Here is an 18,473-nt window from a genome sequence, read left to right as displayed (position 1 = left end):
TCCACGCGTCGCGCGCATTGTCGGCTGATTCGGTCACCGAACAAGGCTAACAACGACAGCACTTGCCGCAGCGGCGGCTACCGCTGACCGGGATTCCGCGTTGCACCGGTGGGCCCCAGGACCGACAGTGACAAGCAGACGAATTCGCCCACGCGAGGAGAGGCATGCCCGCCGACACCACCCGAACCCCACCCGGCGACCTGCTGATGCCGCAGGCTCCGGCGATGCGTCACGTACTGGGCCACTTCTGTACCGGTGTCGCCGTCATCACCGCACATGATGGCAGCAAGCCGCTCGGATTCACCTGCCAATCGGTGACATCGGTATCACTGGACCCGCCATATGTCTCGTTCTGTCCGGCCAAGACCTCCAGCAGCTGGCCGGCGATCCGCGACGTCGGCCGGCTCTGCGTCAATATCCTCGCCGAACACCAGGTGGGCGTGGGCACACAATTCGCCGTTCGTGGCCGCGACAAGTTCAGTGGGATCAGCTGGTACCCGGGTGCCAACGGGGCGCCCACATTGGACGGCACGCTCGCGTCGATCGAGGCAGACGTCGAATCCGAACATGAGGCCGGCGACCATACGATCGTGATCGCACGGGTGACCGGTCTGCGGGCCCAGCAGGAAAGCGGTCCCCTGCTGTTCTACCGGGGCGGCTTCGGCGGTTACAGCGGCTTCGACGGCGGCCGCCATGGCTGACTTCGATTCGGTCGTCGATGTGGTCGTCGCGGGTTCCGGGGGCGGCTTGGCGGGCGCCTACACCGCAGCACGCGAAGGCCTTTCGGTACTGCTGGTGGAGGCTACCGACCAGTTCGGCGGCACCACCGCGTATTCCGGCGGCGGCGGGGTCTGGTACCCGTGCAATCCCGCGCTGAAACGTGCCGGCGCCGACGACACGATCGATGACGCCCTGCGCTACTTCCACGCCGTCGTCGGCGACCGCACTCCGCACGACCTCCAGGACACCTACGTTCGCGGTGGTGCGGGATTGATCGAATACCTGGAACAAGACCCGGGGTTCGAGTTTGTGGCCTTCCCCTGGCCGGACTACTACGGGTCTGTTCCCGGCGCCCGCGCCGACGGCTACCGTCATACCGTCCCGGTGCCGGTGTCCGATCAGGAGCTCGGCAGCTACCGCGGGTCGGTGCGCGGGCCGCTGGATGCCGAACGCCTCGGCAGCCCGGCCCCGGAGCTGCTGACCGGCGGCCGCGCACTGGTCGGACGATTCCTGGCCGCACTCGACAAGCTTCCGAACGCTCTGTGCTGGCGAAACGCCCCTCTCACCGAGCTGATCGTTGAGGACGGCACCGTGGTGGGCGCGGTGATCGAACACGACCACCAACCGGTGCGGGTTGGGGCCACGCGCGGAGTGCTGCTTGCCTCAGGCGGCTTCGAACAGAACGCGGCCATGCGCGCGCGGTACCGCGTGCCCGGCAGCGCACGGGACACCATGGGCGCACCGGGCAATGTCGGAACCGCCCACCTGGCGGCCATCGCGGTCGGGGCCGACATCGATCTGATGGATCAGGCATGGTGGTCGCCGGGGATGATTCACCCCGGCGGAAAGGCAGCCTTCGCGCTGTGGTTCACCGGTGGGATCTTCGTCAACCACGATGGCAGCCGGTTCGTCAACGAATCGGCCCCCTACGACCGGCTCGGGCGCGACGTGCTGGCGCAGATCGCCTCCGGCAAAGCGTCGTTGCCGTTTTGGATGATCTTTGACAATCGGACCGACGGTATTCCCCCGGTCGGCGCGACGAATGTGTCGATGGTCGACGCCGCCGACTACCACCGAGCCGGCCTGTGGCATACGGCGGACACTCTGCACGACCTCGCCGAGGCCATCGGCGTTCCGAGCGCCCAGCTGACGGCAACCGTCGAGCGATTCAACAAACAGGCAGCAGCCGGCGCGGATGAGGACTTCGGCCGAGGAGACGAAGCCTATGACCGGGTGTTCACCGAGGGCGCCTCGCCGCTGGTCCCCATCGACACCCCGCCGTACCACGCCGCCGCGTTCGGCGTCTCGGATCTCGGTACCAAGGGCGGGTTGCGAACCGACGCACGCGCTCGGGTCTTGACCGCCGATGATTCGGTCATTCCGGGGCTTTACGCCGCCGGGAACACCATGGCTGCTGTCAGCGGAACCACCTATCCCGGCGGCGGTAACCCGATCGGCGCCTCAATGCTGTTCAGTCATCTCGCGGCGCTGGACATGGCAGCACAGGAGGACCGGTGCTGAGCGAGCCGATCACGCCGGAAGACGTGCAGCGCGCCCAGGCCGTCTACGAACCGTTGACCCAGTCCCTGCGTGAACTCATCGACGTCACGATTCGCAGCCGCGCGGACGAGTCCGACGTGCGCAGGGCGCACGCACTGATCCAACAGGCCGGCGAGATACTGGGATCGCGACTGGACCCCGCGCCCTTCGGGGTCCGCACTGCCACGGATGGGCGGAGCCTGCCCTGGGGCAACGTGGCGATCGGCATGCGCAACGCCATAGCACCGCCGCTGCGCGTTGACCGTGACGAAGCGGGGCAGCGCGCGGTGGCCGACCTTGTACTGGGCGCCGCCTACGAGGGCCCTCCGGGACTCGTCCACGGCGGTGTGTGCGCGTTGATCCTCGATCACCTGCTGGGCGCCACCGCACACCGGCGTGACCGTCCCGCCTTCACAGGGACCCTGACGCTTCGCTACGTGGCGCCGACTCCGCTGGGCAGATTGCGGGCGGAATCCTGGGTGGCGCGCGAAGACGGCGGGAAAACGTTCGCCGAAGGGCATCTTCTCGATTCCCAGGGTCGCGTCACCGTCCACGCCACGGGGATCTTCATCAGGCCGGTCGCCAGAACCTGACTACCGAATCACACCGGGTCGAGCGCCGAAATCCGCCATTGGGCATCGACTTTGGCCAGAGTCACCACCACACTGCTGGCGGTGAGCGCAGGTTCGGGCCGTTCCCGGCTGACCGTTTCCTGGTTGAGAAACACCAGCACCTTCGCCTCGTTCGGCTGGATCTCCATCAGGCCGGCATTCACCACCTGGGCTGTCGCCTTGATTCCCTTGGTGCGCACGGCCGGTGCGACGACATCAGTGGTGAACTTGCTGTAGTAGGTCAGAAAATCGCCGGACATCAGAGTCCGGGACCGTTCGATGTCGCGATCGAGAGTCTCGGGCGCATACGTCAGCAATGCCACCGTCGCCGATGACGCGGCGCGGACGGCCGCGTCGCCCGCCGCATCACCGGACTGCTGAACGGGACGGTAGACGGTCGCATAGAGCACCGTCGCCAACAGCGCCGTAATCGCCAGGATGAGACCGGGGAAAAGCGCCGTGCGGCGTGCGCCGAGCACTACCCCGGCTCGGCCGGCCACTCCGGGAGTCGGCAGGACGGCGTCGACGTGATCGTCCACACCGAGCTGCTCGTCGGCTTCCTCGACGAACTCGGCGACGGCGGCTTGCTCAACCGTCACGGCACGAACTCCACTTTCGACATCTTGATCTGGTCTCCTTCCCGCCGCAGGTCAACGGTCAGACGCCACCTGCGCGGGGATTCGTCGGCGCCGGCGGCATTGGTCACCGTGGACGAGGCCGACACCAGGACGACAGCGGAGTCCGAGGTCATCGATTCGACCGAGGCGGCCGTCGCCGTAGCTTTGGTGGTCACCTTGGCGTCCTTGGCGACTCTGCTGAAGTCGTCTGCAGCGCCGAGGAATTCATCCCGGAAAGGACCAGTCGAATTGTCGACGATTCGCTGCACACTGCCCTGGGGATCGTTGAAATCAATCGACATCAAGGTCACCACGGCTTGGCGCGCCGCGGCGACGAACTCAGCACGGTTACGCTCCTGTGCCTGCGCCGTCTGCTGAGATCGAAGCATCAACGCGCTCGCCACGAGCAGGACACACGCACACAGCACACTGCCGGCAGCGGCCAGCTGTCGCCACCGGAACCCGGCAAGGAGAGCGCGAGTCCGCCTACGCCAAGATGAATCGCGGTCGGCGGCCGCGGGCTCGCCACGGTGTTCGGCCTCGGAGACCGAGGCGGAATCCTGCGCCTGCTGCTGCAATCGGATGACGCGGGCCCGCGCTTGGGCTGCCACGGCTTCTGCCGCAGCGGCCTCGGCCTCGGCGCGTTTCACCCGTACGCGGACATCTTCGGCCGTCGCTTCACCGGAGTCGACGGCCGAGGGTTGCGCGGCGGGCATCACCGCGTCCGGCATGGTCTCGGTTTTCGACATAGCGCCCACCGGTTTCCCTTCATCGCCGGGTCGGGCCGATCACGGCCGACATCGGCACACTAAGCCCGGCCACCGCCGCCGCGGTGACGCTCTCCCACCCAGTGGGCGGGTTGACCCGCATCGGGACCGTCAACCGCTGATCGATCACCAGTGGCGTAACGCGCACAGTGCGCCCTTCGGGCCGTCTGCGGTGGCGACCACGGCTCCGTCCACCTTCAACTCACACCGAAACCCGGGCTCGGCCGGCGAAGGGCCGCTGGTGGCCGTCACCATCGCCCACCGCTGCGGATCGACCAAGGTGGCATGCAGCACCCACGGTCTGCCGGGGCCGACTTCTGCCCGTACTTTGGGGCTGAACTCGTAGGGATTGTGGCTGTAGGCGGCCCACGTCGGCGGATCCGTATCCCGGTAGTAGATGTCCGCGGCCACCGGGGACTGCGTGGTCACGGTGTAGACGACCTCGTGCGGACCGGGCGGGTCCGCGTGTGCGGGCGCACTCGGAAAGACCAATGCGGCCAGCACCGCCGCCAAGGGCTTCTTAGCCATCACCGCGACTCCACCGCGGGGCGCCGTTCTTCGACTGACAGCTGAGAAACAGTCCATCGGGGGCCTGAGCCACCCAGTTCTCGTATCCGGCACAGCTGGAACCCAGTTCTTTGATGCCCACCATCGGCGGGGAGCGGAAGTATCGCGGCTCGTAGCGTCGCGGCGATCCGCAGAACACCAGCCTGTCCGGCTGAATGGAGGGTCCTGCGACAGCAGTCCCGAAGACGTAGTAAGCGGTGTCGGGACACGCCTGCCCCAGGACGACTCCCCTGGTCAGGCCCGGTACGCACGACGGGTCATCACACGAGACGGGATCCGCCCCGGCGGGGACCGTCGTCGTCAACGCCGCGACCAAGGCCGCCGCAGCCAATAGCGCTCTTCGCCGCATACTTGGCAACTTTGTCAGGGTGGCGCGGCTCCGAGATGTTGACGGTCCACTCAGCGGACATCTGGAGCTGCTGCTGTCTCGGAGCGAGGTTTACTGCGGACGCCGAAGTCTCGCTGTCTAAGACCGATCCGAGGAGCATGCTATGCCCCGTGGGCCCGCCATCGCGGTCACCGTCGCTTTGGTGGCGCTCACCGGCACAGCTTCGGTCACCATCGCGCGGGCCGATCACCCCGACTGGGGCCTCAACGGCACCTATACCGCCACCTCCAACGGCGAATGGGCCCGCAAGAACGAGGTTTTCTACGATCAGCCCAGCCGGCGCAGCACCTGGACCATCAGCACCGAATGCAGCTACCCGGGCGAGTGCACCGGGACGGTGCGCAGCGACGAGGCCTGGACAGCGCCCATCTACCAGAGAAGTTCCGTGTGGTACGTCAAGCGGCCCATCGACAACTGGATCCCGTGTCCGGATGGCAGCACCGCGCCTGGACTGCAGACCTTTCGTTTCAAGGCGATGACACCCGAGGGCGCCAACGCGGACCCGACGTCGACCACGCTGGTCGGCGAAGAGATCACCACCGGCCCCAGCGGCGCGTGCGGGTCGAACAAGCCGGTGTACATCAACATGCCGTTCAAACTCACCAAGATCGGATGAATCGGCGGATCGGATGATCCGCTGCCCGTTCCCGACGGGCATCATCCTCATTTCGGGAGCATGTCTTCCCAACTCCGCGGCGCCGGACGGACCAGGTCCGACTGGCTGTACACCTTGCCGTCGGGTGCCGCGTACTGACCGGTCCGCGGGTTGTAGGTGGCAAATGCCACCGAGGGGCCGGCGGTGTCCGCGGCATAGCCACTCGGCGCAGCCGAAGCGGCCCCTTCGGGAGGCGCCGCCTTTACCTCCGGCGGCGCCGGATCACCCTCGGCGGCGCCGGGAGCCGGCATGGCCGGGTTCTCGGAAGGGCCGAAGATGTGGTCCCCGAAGGTGATCCGATCATCCGGCGGAACACCCTGAGCGATCAGCGCGGGGTCGATCGGGTAGGGGCCGGTAACATGCTGGCGCATGGCCAGCGGCTCGAAAGGCTGGTCGCTCTCACAGATCTCGACCGTCGGCGCGCGCTTCCCGGGCTGAGCCATGCACGGAAAGTTCCTCGCACCGCGAACCCCGATGGCAGAGTCCTGCGGTAGTTTGCAGTACAAGCCGTCCGGCGTATCCACGTCGCTAAGGTCCGCCGGCGAACGCCATGACGACGGCGGCAAGAACCCCACCGTGCATGCGGGCGGGTCGCCGAGAGTAAGGCTGAACTCCGAAAGCGCCATCCCCGTCGGATTGTTCAGGGAGGACCCGTAGGACTGGGTGGCGGCCAAATACGGCGGCAACAACACCAGCAGCTGCTCGATGGATCGATGGTAAACAAGGCCGATCTGGCCGACCGTGGTGAGATTGGCCAACAGCAGCGGCAGTGTCGGCTTGACCTCGGACAACAGCCGGGACGCCTCGTCCGCTGCGCCAGATCCGGCGCGCAGGATGGTCCGGACTTCCGCATCACGCGCATCCACCTGTTGGGTGATCCCGGCCAGGCTGCGCGCCCAGGTTCGGATCGCGTCACCGCTTTCTGCTTGACCCTCCAACAGCGGCCGACTGTCGTCGATCAGCCCGCGCGTGCTGTCGGCGGCTCCGTTGAGCCGGGCGGCCAGCTCGCTCGACGACTCGAACAGCGAGCCGAGATCGTTACCCGTTCCATTGAGCGCCTTGAACGATTCGTCGAGTAGGGCCCCCAGCTTGCCGGTGGGGATGCTGGTCACCAACTCGCTCATCTGATCCAGCATCGGGCCCACCGGCTTCGGCAGCGACACGTTGTCAGCGGTTATGGTGGAACCGTTTTCGAGGTAGGGACCGGCATCGGTGCGCGGTACCAGATCCACGTATTGCTCGCCCACCGCCGATACGCTGCGCACGTTGGCCTGCAGGTCGGCGGGAATCCTCGGCGAGGACTTCAACGACATCGACACGTGGACGCCGAGGCGGGTTGGCCGGATGTCGGTGACCTTGCCCACCTCGACACCTCGGTAGGTCACGTTGGAGAACTTGTACAAGCCGCCGGTGGTCGGCAGTTGCAGCGTCACCGAGATGCGCCCGATACCCAGCAGGACCGGCGCCTGCATGTAGACCAAGACCATCGAGCTGAGGCCGATCACCGAGGCGATGGAAAAGATGATCAGTTGGCTACGAACGAATCGGGTCAGCATCAGCTTCCGCCCTGGGCCGGTGGGGACGACACGTCGCCGTCTTGTTGGGGTGAGCTGACGGGCCCGTCGGTTGCCGCGTAACCGTCGGTGTCGGCGGCCGTCAGCGGCGGCAGGCTTGCCACCTCGGTCGGCGGCGGACCCAGCGGTGCGTGCAGCGGGTCCCGCGTGTAGGTCGAGTACCACGGGTCGCCGGGCGCCGGTACCAGTGAGGTGCTCGCGTCACCCCACCGGGTTCCGAGCAATATGCCCCTCTTCATACGGGGAATGGTGAAGTCGAACACGATGAATTGATTCATATAGTCGCCGCGGATGCCGCGGTCGATGAATTCCTGCGTGTAGGGGTAGGTGGGCAGGTAAGAAATCGCGGTGGTCAGGTCCGGCCCGATATCGGCGAGTGCGCGCACCGTCGGCTCGAGATTCTTCAGGTTGCGAACGATGTCGTCCTGTGAGTCGTTGATGAGTCGGTTCGCGGTAGCACTGAAGTCGCCCAGCTTGTCCAACGCAGTGACCAGTCGCGGGCGCTGTTTGTTCAGCACCTCGAGGGCCGGAGGAATCCGGTTCAGTGCGCCGGTCAGTACGTCGCGTTGTCCGGCGAACGTCGCCGCCATCCGGTTCAGCGACGAGATCGTGGCGATGATGTTGTCGTGCTGACTGTCCAGCAGCGTCACCACCGTGTTCATCCGAGTCAGCAGATCCCGGATCTGAACCTGCCGGCCGTCGAGCGCCGCGTTGAAGTTATGGACGATGTCGCCGATGCGAGTGAGGCCACCTCCGTTGACCACCACAGACAGCGACGACAGAGTCTGCTCGGTCGAGGGGTATGTCGAGGACTTGGACAAGGCGATGGTCGCCCCCGGGGCCAACCGACCCGTGGGGGCCTCGCCCAGAGGCGGGTCCAAGGCCAGGTGCATCGACCCCAACAAACTGGTCTGCCCCACCGCTGCCACCGCGTTTTCCGGAATCACCACATCAGGACGGACCGAGATCTCGACGTCGGCCCGCCAGTCCTCGACCTTCATCCGGCGAATGGCTCCGACAACCACGTCGCTGACCATCACCGGTGAATTCGATTCCAGCGTGCCGATGTTCGCAATCTGCACGTGGTAGGTCACCGCGTCGGAGCCGGTTCCGACCGTGCCCGGAAGCGGCAGCGAGTTGAGCCCGTCGAAGGAACAGCCCGACGTGATCAGGGCCGCGCAGCAGGCGACGGTGGCCAGCCTCCGGATCGACATCTTCCTCATCACGGCGCACCCCCCGGGGCCGACAGGCCGGCTCCTGGCGGTAACAGCAGCTCGGTCACATCAGATGCGGCCGGCGCCGGTGCCGGCGCCACCCCGGGCGGAATGGGCGCACCCGGATACAGGGCCGGGTGCCGATGCGCGGGCATGCCGTCGGGCGCGTACGCCCCCGGCGGATGCGCCGGATCGGTCCACCCCGGCGGCGGGGGCACGTCGCCGACACCGGTATAGGCCGAGACCGCCGGCGGGATCTCCTGCGGCCCGCGGTCGGTTCCCCCGCCCCCGGGCGCCAGCGCGGGATCGGTATAGATCACGTTCTTCGGAGAGGGACCCAGGTAGGCGTTGAAGGGCAGCGGCAGATAGTTGAAGTTCATCAGGCGCAGCGCCGGTCCCAGATACTGCGCGCACGCCTTGCCCGACGCCTCGGCCGTGACATTCTCGACGGCGGCGATCGCCGAGCAGATCGTCGCGACGGGATTCGCGAAATTGTTCATCGCGAACGATCCTCGGGGGCCACCGGTGTCGGGGTTGTAGATGTTGTAGCCGTTGACCAATGCATTGGGCGCCGCGTGCAGCACGTTCTTGACCACCATGCTGTTGTCGGCGAGCACCTGCGTCACATTCGCCAGTCGCTCGACCTGTTCGACGGTCTGATCACGCGAACCCGCGATGAACCGCTGAATCTTGCCGACGACGGCCGACAGCTCGGTGATGGCCGAGTCCAGGTCCGAGCGGCTGCCGTCGATAACGCTCGTCACATCGGCGAGTCGACCCTGGAACTCCACGATCTGCGTATTGCTGTCACGGAGCGCGGCGACGAAGGTCTGGAGATTGGTGATCACCCCGACGATGTCGCCGCTCCCCTTTCCCAGAACCCTGCCGACATCGGCCAGCTGAGTTATAGTCTGGCGCAGCCTGTCACCATTTCCTGCCATGGCGTCGGCGGTGGTATCGATGAAATGTCCCAACGCAGTGCTCGACACGCCGCTGGACGGGCCCAGGTCGGCGGCGAGCCTGGTGAACTGCTCTTTGATCTCGTCCCCCTCGACCGGTACGGCGGTCCGGTCCTCGCCGATCTCGGCACCGTCGGGCATGGTGGCACCACTGGCCGCAGGACTCGATTCATAGGCCGGGGTCAGCTGCACATAGCGAGCCGACACCAGGTTGGGCGCCACGATGATCGCCTTCGCGTCTGCGGGAACGGGCACCGCACGGTCCACCGCGAGCACGATCCGGGTGCGAGTTCCCAACGGCTCGATCGATTTGATCGTGCCCACCCGCACGCCCACCACGCGGACCTCGTCACCGGGATAGACAGCCGTTGCCGAAGTGAAGTACGCGACGATCGTCTTGGGCCCCATCAGCTTCTGATAGCCGACGAACACGACGGCAGCGGCCATCGCCAACGCGATACCGAGGGCGGCCAGCTTCTTTCCCCGGCTGCCGAGCACTGTCCTGACACTCATCGCGAACCCCCGGGAATCCCGTTGTTGGGGAACGGGAATTCCGCCCGCGGACCGGCGTTGTCGGGCGGCTGGCCGGCGTTGACTCCGCGACGGAATCCGAGTGCGTAGTCGAGGAACGGCTGGATCGCCGGCCCGGGAAGCAGGTTGGACGCAAACCCGTAGTAGTAGAACCCGTTGTTGACGGCCTCACCTTGCGTCAGCTGGTATTTGGCCAGGCCCTTGAGGGACTTCTCCAGATTGTCGCGGTTGCGTTCCAGCATCTCTGCGACCTTGTTGAGCTGCGTGAGCGTAGGAGCCAGTTCCTGCTCGTTGTCATCGACGAGCCCGGACAATTGCTGTGCCACGGCGGAGGTGTTGGCCAGCAGGTCGACAATCGCGTGGCGACGATCCTGCAGCACCGCCAGGAGGTCGTCGGCATTGAGGATCAGCCGATTCACCTGCTCACTGCGTTCGGCCAGGACCCCGGTGACATCGGCGGCCGAGGAAAGCAGGGCGCTCAACGATTGATTGCGGTTGTTCAGCGACTTGGACAACCGACTCACCCCTTCGAACGTGGGGGCCAGCGCAGGCGCCAGTCGCTCGATGGTCGCCGACAACGTGTCCAGAGACTGGTTGATGGTCGCGGTGTCGGTCGCCGCGGTGTTCGAGGTGAACTCCCCGAGCGCGTCGGTCAGCGAATACGGCGAGGCGGTACGGGTCAGCGGGATGACGCCGAGGGCGCCGATACTGCCGGGACCGCGCGGCTCGATGACCAGGACCCGCTCGCCGAGCAGCGTTGCGATTCCGATGTGCGCGGTGGTGTCGACGCCCAGTCGCACCCGACTGTCGACGGCGAAGCTCACCCGCGCTTTGCCGTGATCGAGGGAAACCTTGGACACCGTGCCGACGTTGACGCCCGACACCTTCACATTGTTGCCGGCCGCCAGGCCGCCGGCCTCGGCGAACAACGCCTGGTATCGGATCGACGTCGCCATCGCCAGGAGCTGCTTGGGTTGCAGCCCGACCATGATGATCAGCACTATCAGCACCAGACCAACGAGTCCCAGACGAACAAGCGATGATTCCCGGTATTTCAGCATCAGGGCTCCCCGCATCTTCCGGTGTTCTGGATCACCCACGGGAAGTGAGCCGTACGACCCTGCAGATCGGTGACCCGAACCGAGACGCCGCAGATGTAGAGGTTCAGCCAACTGCCGTATGAGCCGAGTCGAACCAGCTTGCGATAGTTCTGGGGAGTCTTCTGCATCAGCAGGTCGAGCCTGGCCAGGTCGGTTTCGTTGGCCACCAGCGGGGCCAGCCGGGTCAACTGATCCACCGTTCCCGACAGCGGCGCGCGGCCCTGAGTCAACAGGCCGGCCAACGAGGCCGTCCCGTTGTCGAGAGCGGTGATCGCTTTGCCGATCGGATCGCGTTCGGCGGCCAGACCGCTCACCAGGCGCTCGAGGCCATCGACCGCTCCGGAGAACTTCTTCCCGTCCTCCGAGAGCACCGCCAACGTGTCGTTCAGATTCGCGATGAGCTGTTCCACGACTTGTCCGTTGTCGGCCAATGCATTGGTGAACGACGACGTTCTGGTGAACAACGACTCCAGGTCACCGCCCTGTCCCTGCAGGATCTGAATCAACGAACTGGTCAGCGAGTTGACGTCGTCGGGATTCAGACCCTGAATGACGGGCTTGAGACCGCCGAGCAGCAGGTCGAGGTTCAGGGCCGGCTCAGTCTGTTCGACACCGAAGCGAGATCCCGGCGGCCGGATCCTGGTCGACCCCGGCTCGTCGATGAGCTCCAGGTAGCGATCGCCGACCAGATTCAGGTAGCGAACAGCGACTTTGGTGCTCTCGGTCAGCCGCACATTGTCGTCGGCGTCGAAGGACACCAGGACGGTGTTGTCGCGCTGCAATGCGATCTTGCGGACGGTGCCGACACGAATGCCGGCGACGCGCACCGAATTTCCCGCCTTGAGGCTGGAGGCATCCTGGAAGACCGCCGAGTAGGCGTTGGTGGCGCCGGACCGGTATTGGCTGAAGATCGCGAGAATGACAGCGGTCAACATCACCATCGTCAGACCGAACGCACCGAACTTGAGCGCCGTCTTGCCGAGGCCGCTCATCCTGGCTGACCGATCTGTGCGCTGTTTCGTGGTGGTCCGTCGATAGGCCCGTACAGCAGCTGCTTGAGTCCGTCGGAGTTCAGCAGAATCCCCTCGTTGCCGTATTGCGCGGGGTTGGCGTTGACGTCGGCGATCACGAACGGTGGGCTCTTCTGGAAGCCGACCTTGGGGAGGTCGGTGCACTGTGGGCCGCCCGTGGCGGCGACCTTCGGCAGGTTCTGCGGATACCGGTAACGCTCTTGACCGAAAACCACGGTCTGCAGGAGCAGGCCGCCGGGTACCGGCGTACCCGGCGCTTTGGCGAGCTCCACCGCACCGCCCAACCCGCAGTTCAGCGCCTCGTGGTACTGATTGGTCAGGTCTGTGGTCGGGCCGAACAGGTGCATGACATCGGTGATCGCCTGACGGTTGGTTCCCACGACGTCATTGCCCGTGTCGGCCAGACCGATCGCGCTGAGCAGCAACGTGTCCAGGTTGTGCTGTTCGCTGACAATCGTCTGGCTCATCCGGGTCGCTGCCGCGGCGGCGGCGGTCAGGTCAGGTGCCGCGTCGGCATAGGCATCGGCCACGGCAGGTGCGACAGTGAGCTCGCGCTCCATTGCCGGCAAGCTCGAATCGGTTCGCGCCAAAAACTCATCGAGGTCGCTCATCATCTGACCGATCCGATCGCCACGGCCGTCCAATGCGGTGGCCAGCGCACCCAGGGTCTCGTTGAGTTTGGTGGGTTCGATCTTCTGCAGCACCGAGGACAGGCGTTCGAAGACCGAGTTGATCTCGACCGTGACATGTTCGGCATCCAGCACCTGCCCCGTCCGCAGAGAGTCAGCCGAGGGTTCTTCCGGCGGAACCAAATCGACGAACTTCGCACCGAACACGGTGGACGAGGCGATACCGACGCGCACGTTTGCGGGGATGACGTCGAGGTAGGAGGGGTTCATCGCGAGGTGCAACGCGGCGCGCCCATCGGGTAGCGATTCTATTGACTTCACCGAGCCGACTTGAGCGCCGTGCAGTTTCACCTTTGCGCCGGTGTCCATCACCAGCCCGGCGCGCTGCGACAGCACCGTGACGGGAACGGTCCTGGTGAAGCTGCCGCGGAAGAATCCCAGGGCTACCGCGACGGTGGCCACAGCCACCGCCACGGTGGTCAATCCCAACAGAATTCGCCGTGCCTTCGAAGTCGTCGCCATCAGTGCTGTGCCGCCCTTAACCCGACAGGTTGAAGTTGCCGTTGGATCCGTAGACCGCCAGCGACACCAGCAGTGTCACCGAGATCACGACGACCAGTGAGGTCCGCACCGCTGCGCCCACGGCCACCCCCACTCCCGAGGGGCCCCCCGCGGCGAAGTAGCCGAAATAGGTGTGGACCAGCAGTACCGCAATCGCCATCAGGATCGCCTGCAGAAACGACCACAACAGGTCCTGCGGATTGAGGAACGTGGCGAAGTAGTGGTTGTACAGGCCTGCCGACTGTCCGAACATCACCACGGTGGTCAGCTTGCTGGCGGTGAACGACAGAATCACGGCGATCGAGTACAGCGGTGCGATCGCGACCATTCCGGCCGCAATGCGGGTGCTCACCAGATATTCGACGGCCCGGATGCCCATGGTCTCCAGTGCGTCGATCTCCTCGTTGATCCGCATGGCACCCAACTGCGCCGTTACGCCGGCACCGAACGTCGCCGCCAGGCCGATTCCGGCAACCACCGGGGCCGATATCCGAACGTTGATGAATGCGGCCAGAAATCCGGTCAGGGCTTCGATGCCGATGTCGCCCAGCGAGCTGTAGCCCTGTACCGCCAACGTTCCGCCCGCGGCCAGCGTGAGAAACCCGACGATGACGACGGTCCCGCCGATCATCGCCAAAGTACCCGCCCCCATGCTGATCTCGGCAATGAGGCGGATAACTTCATGACGGTAGGTCGATGCCGCGCGTGGCACACCGGCCAGAGCGCGCCCGTAGAACGCGGTGTGATCGCCGATCCGGCCAATGACCTCGATCGGTCTGTTCAGCTCCCGCGCCAGCTGCGGGTGAAGTACGCGTATGGCGGCCATCGCGATAACCCGGCTAGTCCGACGTCATCTGGATGCCGATGGCGGTCACCACCACGTTCACCACGAACAGTGCCATGAAGGCATACACCACTGTCTCGTTGACGGCGTTGCCCACCGCCTTGGCCCCTCCTCCGCTGATGGTCAGCCCCCGATAGCAGGCCACCACTCCGGCGATCAGGCCGAACAGTGCCGCCTTCACACACGAGATGATCACTTCGGGAACCCCGGTGAGCAGGGTGATCCCGGCCGCGAACGCCCCGGGGTTGACGCCCTGAATGAAGACCGAGAAGGTGTAGCCGCCGAGGATCCCGATGATCACCACCAGGCTGTTGAGCAGCAGTGCGACGATGCCCGCGGCCAGCATCCTGGGCGCCACGAGGCGCTGAACCGGGTTGATCCCGAGCACCTCCATGGCATCGATCTCTTCGCGGATGGTGCGCGATCCCAGGTCAGCGCACATCGCCGTTGCCCCGGCACCGGCCACGATCAACACGGTGACCATCGGTCCGACCTGCGTGACCGCGCCGAACGCCGCCCCGGCTCCGGACAGGTCCGCGGCCCCCAACTCGCGCAGCAGGATGTTCAGGGTGAAGCTGACCAGGACGGTGAACGGGATGGCGACCAGAACGGTGGGCATCAGTGACACCCGGGCCACAAACCAAGACTGTTCCAGCAGTTCTCGGCCTTGGAAGGGACGGCGGAACAGGAACTTGACCGCGTCGGCCGACATGGCCAGCAGGCCGCCCACTGCCTGCATGGTTCCGGCTCCGCCGGTACCGAGCACCCGCAAGCCGGACGACCAGCGGTCCTGGGCACTGTTCACCATGTACCGCAAACCCTTCGCTGTTCGACCTGTCACCGTCCCGCCCGGCTCGGCGGCGGCCACAGGACACGTTGGCAGCCCACGGTGTCCGCCGGCACACGATGTCCCACCTACCGGGAAGCGTCGCGGCGTCGAGGCGGGTCGGACGGGAACGTATCGGCTGTCCAGGCGTCGACCACAGAGATAGGGGTTCCCCGGTGCCATTGCCCCCGAGCCCCCGCCTGAGTTCTCCCGCTGCGTTCGACCTCGATGGAGGATTCGCATGAAGACAGCGCGACTGCTCAGTGCGCTTTCAGCGCTGGTGACGACAGTGCTGGTCGTGTCGCCGCTGAGCCATGCCGAGCCGTTCTTTGCCAATTACCAACTGATCATTCCGGAACGCAACGACTTCCACACGTGGACGTGGGCGGTGTCGCGATGTATCGACGGTCCGGCCAACTGCGTCCACATCAGCGCAATTCCGATGCCGGTGGCCAGGGCATTCGAGTACACCGGCAACGCCCACATCTCCGACGGCCGCTATACCTTAGCCGTCGACGTTCCGGACGGGCTGCGGTGCGGAAACATTTACTACGGTCAGCTCATCCCGACCCACGATGTGTATTCCTGGGATGCGAACACGTTGCAGGGAACACTGACGTCGTCGTTTGCCGGCGGCTGCGACGGGGCGCCGGCGGGTAGCGCCACCTATCCATTCACCCTCGTCCGTCTCTGATCGAGCCGGCGAATCGCCGCGATGGAAAGGCGGTGCGCTGGGCGTCTTGTCAACTGTCGCCGAGCAGGGTGGCGGCGTAGTCCTCGACGTACCGATAGTGGCTGCGGTCGGGGCGCTGGTAAAAGCCGGTGACGACCGGCTTTTTCGGCAAGTCCACGCGCTCGCGCTCCACCTCCCGATAGGGAATCGACCGCAACAGGTGCGCCATCATGTTCAGCCGTGCATGGGCTTTCACCTCGGACTCGACCACGTACCAGGGGCTTGACGCCGTATCGGTGTGGGACATCATCTCGTCCCGGGCCCGCGAATAGTCCTCCCAGCGGCGCAATGCCTCCAGGTCCATCGGCGAGAGCTTCCACTGCCGCAGCGGGTCATTGCGGCGCTTCCGGAAGCGGCGCAGCTGCTCGGCCTGGGAGACCGAAAACCAATACTTGCGCAACAGGATTCCGTCGTCGATCAGAAGCTGCTCGAACACCGGCACCTGCTTGAGGAAACGTGCATGCTCATCGGCGGTACAAAAGCCCATCACCTTCTCCACCCCGGCCCGGTTGTACCAGGACCGGTCGAAGAGGGTGATCTCACCGCTGGCCGGCAAGTGTGCGACGTAGCGCTGGAAGTACCACTCCCCCCGTTCCCGCTCGGTGGGGACCGGAAGGGCAGCGATGCGAACCGTGCGTGGGCTCAGGTATTCGGTGATGCGCTTGATGACACCGCCCTTTCCGGCGGCATCACGGCCCTCGAAGATCACCACCACCCGGGTGCCGGTCGCGCGAACCCACTCCTGGAGCTTGACGAACTCGCTCTGCAGACGCAGCAGCTCCTTCTGGTACACATCGTCGGCGAGCCGCCTTGAGGCGGATGCGAATTCGTCGTCGCTCACTGCGCTGCCTCCAACAGTTCGGCCAAAGACTCATCCAGCAGTGCCGAGACCATGCCGACGTCGCTCATCGCCTTGCGGTCGGCATTGACACCGAAGTACAACGTGCCGTTGTAGGACGTCACCCCGATCGCCAGGGCCTTGTTGGGCAGCAGCGGCGGCACGCTGTACGTCTCGAGCAACTTGGCGCCGCAGACGTAGAGCTGTCGCTGAGAACCCGGCGCGTTGGTGATCAGCAGGTTGAACACCCGCCCGGAGAACCCGGCATAGGCGGTCGCGACGCGCACACCCATCGCGTGCAGGGTCGGTGGGGCGAAACCCGCCACCGTCAAGATGGTGCGGGCATCCACCAACCCGGTCGAGGTGGGATGCGATTCGGTGGCATAAGCGATCTGGGAGAGCCGCACCACCGGATTCGGTTCTCCCACAGGGAGATCCACCAGGAAAGGCGTCACCGCACCGATGGGCTGCCCGGCGGAGTCGATTTCGTGGTCGGGGTACACCGACAGCGGCGCCAGGGCCCGAACCGTGCGCGTGGGCCCGACCGGCTCCCCGCGGGCCAGCAACCAGTTACGCAGCGCGCCGGTGATCACGGCGAGCACGACGTCGTTGATGGCGCATTCATAGCGGGCCCGGACCTTTCGGTAGTCCTCCAGCGACCCGCGTGCCACGGTGAACAGGCGGTTCTGCGAAACCTGCGTGTTGAGCGGGCTCTGCGGAGCGGCACCGCGGACGATGGCCCGCAGCGCATCGACGGTCTTGCGGCCCGCCCAGGCCAGCGGTCCGCCCACCGTGGCCCCCACCGCCTGCAGCTGGGTGCGCGGAGCGGCCACCCAGTCCCCGAGCGCACCGAGCACCAGCTCTACGGCGCCGGGCTCGGCGCGCGGCACCCAGATGTCTTCGTCGAACGGCGCCGGACGTTGGGTGCGGTCCACCAGCACGTGCCCCATCGCCGGAGCCGCCATGCCGTTGACCAACGCCTGGTGCGACTTGAGGTAGACAGCGATCCGGTTGTCGGCCAGCCCTTCGATCAGATAGACAGCCCACAGCGGCCGGGCCCGATCCAGCGGTTGTTGACCCAGCCGCGCGATCAGCTCATGCAGCTGCCGATCGCTGCCGGGAGAAGGCACCGCCAGATGCCTTACGTGATAGGTGATGTCGAACTCGTGGTCGTCAACCCACACCGGGCGGGCCAAGCCCAGGGTGACTTCGTGGATGGTCTGCCGGTAACGCGGGATCTGCGGCAACCGCTGCTCGATGGTCTCCAGCAGCTTGTCATAGCCCAGCCCGCCACGCGGGTTGCGCAGAATGAACAGCGACTGCACGTACATCGGCGTGGTGGTGTTCTCCAGCCGGTAGAAAGAGGCCTCCGACGCCGACAGCCGGTTCACCATCGCGGCCCGCCCTCCCTGCTGAATCGATCCGGCCGGGCACTGGACCAGCCCCCTGATCGGAGAAATACACTGCCGCTCACGGTAGCCCGCCCGCCTGAGGCGGCGCACGCGAATACGCGCGTGCCGCCGTTGTGCGATGATCGGGCGCACACGCCCTGCCACTCTCCAGCAGGCCCGCCGCCCGGACCGAACTTGGAGAGTTGCCGTGCCTGCCGACCCCTGCCTGCCTCATCGCCCGGCCGTCGCGCCATTGGGCGACTACGAACCACCGGCCCGCCCGACACCACCGGCTCCGCCCGGACGTTCACCGGCGCCGTCGGGATGCGTCCGGGCGCGCCACAAGCATTCGGGTCGAACTCGTCCGGCACATCCGGC

The 18,473-nt window shown here is 65.8% G+C and carries 19 protein-coding genes; 5 read left to right on the top strand and 14 right to left on the bottom strand.

The genetic code is table 11. The features are described 5' to 3' along the window. Nucleotides 1–164 precede the first annotated feature (164 nt). The 3 genes from LI92_RS05545 to LI92_RS05535 are packed head-to-tail and all read left to right on the top strand — an operon-like array spanning nucleotide 165 to nucleotide 2,852. A complete protein-coding gene (locus tag LI92_RS05545) occupies nucleotides 165–701 on the top strand; it encodes a flavin reductase family protein (RefSeq protein WP_046316845.1) in 537 nt (178 codons plus the stop codon). Continuing rightward, on the top strand, nucleotides 694–2,241 hold the full coding sequence (locus tag LI92_RS05540) for an FAD-binding protein (protein WP_046316842.1): 1,548 nt from the start codon (nucleotides 694–696) through the stop codon (nucleotides 2,239–2,241). The genes LI92_RS05545 and LI92_RS05540 overlap by 8 nt, the downstream gene beginning before the upstream one ends. Further along, nucleotides 2,238–2,852 (top strand): PaaI family thioesterase, encoded by a 615-nt coding sequence (locus LI92_RS05535; RefSeq protein WP_046316894.1) that lies wholly within the window; start codon nucleotides 2,238–2,240, stop codon nucleotides 2,850–2,852. The genes LI92_RS05540 and LI92_RS05535 overlap by 4 nt, the downstream gene beginning before the upstream one ends. An 8-nt stretch (nucleotides 2,853–2,860) precedes the next feature. Here LI92_RS05535 and LI92_RS05530 read toward each other — a convergent pair whose 3' ends face one another. The 4 genes from LI92_RS05530 to LI92_RS22180 all read right to left on the bottom strand — a co-directional run bounded on the left by LI92_RS05530 (nucleotide 2,861) and on the right by LI92_RS22180 (nucleotide 5,170). Beyond that, nucleotides 2,861–3,469: a hypothetical protein gene (locus LI92_RS05530; protein ID WP_353585442.1), complete on the bottom strand. Its 609-nt coding sequence runs from the start codon at nucleotides 3,467–3,469 to the stop codon at nucleotides 2,861–2,863. Further along, nucleotides 3,466–4,236, bottom strand: a complete 771-nt coding sequence (locus LI92_RS05525; RefSeq protein WP_286134873.1) for an Rv1363c family protein — start codon at nucleotides 4,234–4,236, stop codon at nucleotides 3,466–3,468. Before LI92_RS05525 ends, LI92_RS05530 begins: the two co-directional genes overlap by 4 nt. A 144-nt stretch (nucleotides 4,237–4,380) precedes the next feature. Then, a complete protein-coding gene (locus LI92_RS05520; protein WP_046316840.1) occupies nucleotides 4,381–4,782 on the bottom strand; it encodes an Rv2576c family protein in 402 nt (133 codons plus the stop codon). Continuing rightward, nucleotides 4,775–5,170, bottom strand: coding sequence for a hypothetical protein (locus tag LI92_RS22180; protein ID WP_082109569.1), 396 nt, complete (start codon nucleotides 5,168–5,170; stop codon nucleotides 4,775–4,777). Before LI92_RS22180 ends, LI92_RS05520 begins: the two co-directional genes overlap by 8 nt. A 142-nt stretch (nucleotides 5,171–5,312) precedes the next feature. Between LI92_RS22180 and LI92_RS05515 the strand changes: the two genes are divergently transcribed. Then, complete coding sequence (locus LI92_RS05515; RefSeq protein ID WP_046316838.1) at nucleotides 5,313–5,825, top strand: Rv2253/PknI dimerization domain-containing protein; 513 nt, start codon at nucleotides 5,313–5,315, stop codon at nucleotides 5,823–5,825. A gap of 47 nt (nucleotides 5,826–5,872) precedes the next feature. On the opposite strand, the gene LI92_RS05510 is transcribed toward LI92_RS05515, so the two are convergent. Genes LI92_RS05510 through LI92_RS05475 form a run of 8 tightly spaced genes read right to left on the bottom strand, consistent with a single transcriptional unit; the run spans nucleotide 5,873 to nucleotide 15,115 of the window. Then, complete coding sequence (locus tag LI92_RS05510; RefSeq protein ID WP_046316834.1) at nucleotides 5,873–7,420, bottom strand: MCE family protein; 1,548 nt, start codon at nucleotides 7,418–7,420, stop codon at nucleotides 5,873–5,875. Then, the gene (locus tag LI92_RS05505) at nucleotides 7,420–8,661 is read right to left on the bottom strand and encodes an MCE family protein (protein ID WP_046316831.1); all 1,242 of its coding nucleotides are present in this window, start codon (nucleotides 8,659–8,661) and stop codon (nucleotides 7,420–7,422) included. The genes LI92_RS05510 and LI92_RS05505 overlap by 1 nt, the downstream gene beginning before the upstream one ends. After that, the gene (locus LI92_RS05500) at nucleotides 8,661–10,124 is read right to left on the bottom strand and encodes an MCE family protein (protein WP_082109568.1); all 1,464 of its coding nucleotides are present in this window, start codon (nucleotides 10,122–10,124) and stop codon (nucleotides 8,661–8,663) included. The genes LI92_RS05505 and LI92_RS05500 overlap by 1 nt, the downstream gene beginning before the upstream one ends. Continuing rightward, the gene (locus LI92_RS05495) at nucleotides 10,121–11,203 is read right to left on the bottom strand and encodes an MCE family protein (protein WP_046316886.1); all 1,083 of its coding nucleotides are present in this window, start codon (nucleotides 11,201–11,203) and stop codon (nucleotides 10,121–10,123) included. Before LI92_RS05495 ends, LI92_RS05500 begins: the two co-directional genes overlap by 4 nt. Next, nucleotides 11,203–12,234: an MCE family protein gene (locus LI92_RS05490; protein ID WP_046316829.1), complete on the bottom strand. Its 1,032-nt coding sequence runs from the start codon at nucleotides 12,232–12,234 to the stop codon at nucleotides 11,203–11,205. The genes LI92_RS05495 and LI92_RS05490 overlap by 1 nt, the downstream gene beginning before the upstream one ends. After that, on the bottom strand, nucleotides 12,231–13,424 hold the full coding sequence (locus LI92_RS05485) for an MCE family protein (RefSeq protein ID WP_046316828.1): 1,194 nt from the start codon (nucleotides 13,422–13,424) through the stop codon (nucleotides 12,231–12,233). The genes LI92_RS05490 and LI92_RS05485 overlap by 4 nt, the downstream gene beginning before the upstream one ends. Nucleotides 13,425–13,440: 16 nt before the next feature. Further along, nucleotides 13,441–14,289 (bottom strand): MlaE family ABC transporter permease, encoded by an 849-nt coding sequence (locus LI92_RS05480; protein WP_046316826.1) that lies wholly within the window; start codon nucleotides 14,287–14,289, stop codon nucleotides 13,441–13,443. Between the two features lie 13 nt (nucleotides 14,290–14,302). Next, nucleotides 14,303–15,115 (bottom strand): MlaE family ABC transporter permease, encoded by an 813-nt coding sequence (locus LI92_RS05475; RefSeq protein WP_046316824.1) that lies wholly within the window; start codon nucleotides 15,113–15,115, stop codon nucleotides 14,303–14,305. Nucleotides 15,116–15,374: 259 nt separating this feature from the next. Here LI92_RS05475 and LI92_RS05470 point away from each other — a divergent pair, with 259 nt between their 5' ends. After that, nucleotides 15,375–15,827: a hypothetical protein gene (locus tag LI92_RS05470; RefSeq protein WP_046316822.1), complete on the top strand. Its 453-nt coding sequence runs from the start codon at nucleotides 15,375–15,377 to the stop codon at nucleotides 15,825–15,827. A 49-nt stretch (nucleotides 15,828–15,876) separates the two neighbouring features. On the opposite strand, the gene ppk2 is transcribed toward LI92_RS05470, so the two are convergent. After that, nucleotides 15,877–16,707 carry a polyphosphate kinase 2 gene (gene ppk2, locus LI92_RS05465; RefSeq protein ID WP_046316820.1) on the bottom strand — a complete coding sequence of 277 codons (831 nt, stop codon included), beginning with the start codon at nucleotides 16,705–16,707 and terminating at the stop codon, nucleotides 15,877–15,879. Beyond that, nucleotides 16,704–18,098 carry a WS/DGAT/MGAT family O-acyltransferase gene (locus LI92_RS05460; protein ID WP_046316818.1) on the bottom strand — a complete coding sequence of 465 codons (1,395 nt, stop codon included), beginning with the start codon at nucleotides 18,096–18,098 and terminating at the stop codon, nucleotides 16,704–16,706. Before LI92_RS05460 ends, ppk2 begins: the two co-directional genes overlap by 4 nt. Between the last annotated feature and the right edge of the window lie 375 nt (nucleotides 18,099–18,473).

Source organism: Mycobacterium sp. UM_Kg1, from assembly GCF_000972925.1.
In the GTDB taxonomy this organism is placed as follows: Bacteria; Actinomycetota; Actinomycetes; order Mycobacteriales; family Mycobacteriaceae; genus Mycobacterium; species Mycobacterium hiberniae.
The sequence above is the reverse complement of the archived record's forward strand: the minus strand, read 5'-3'. Positions and strand labels throughout refer to the sequence as shown.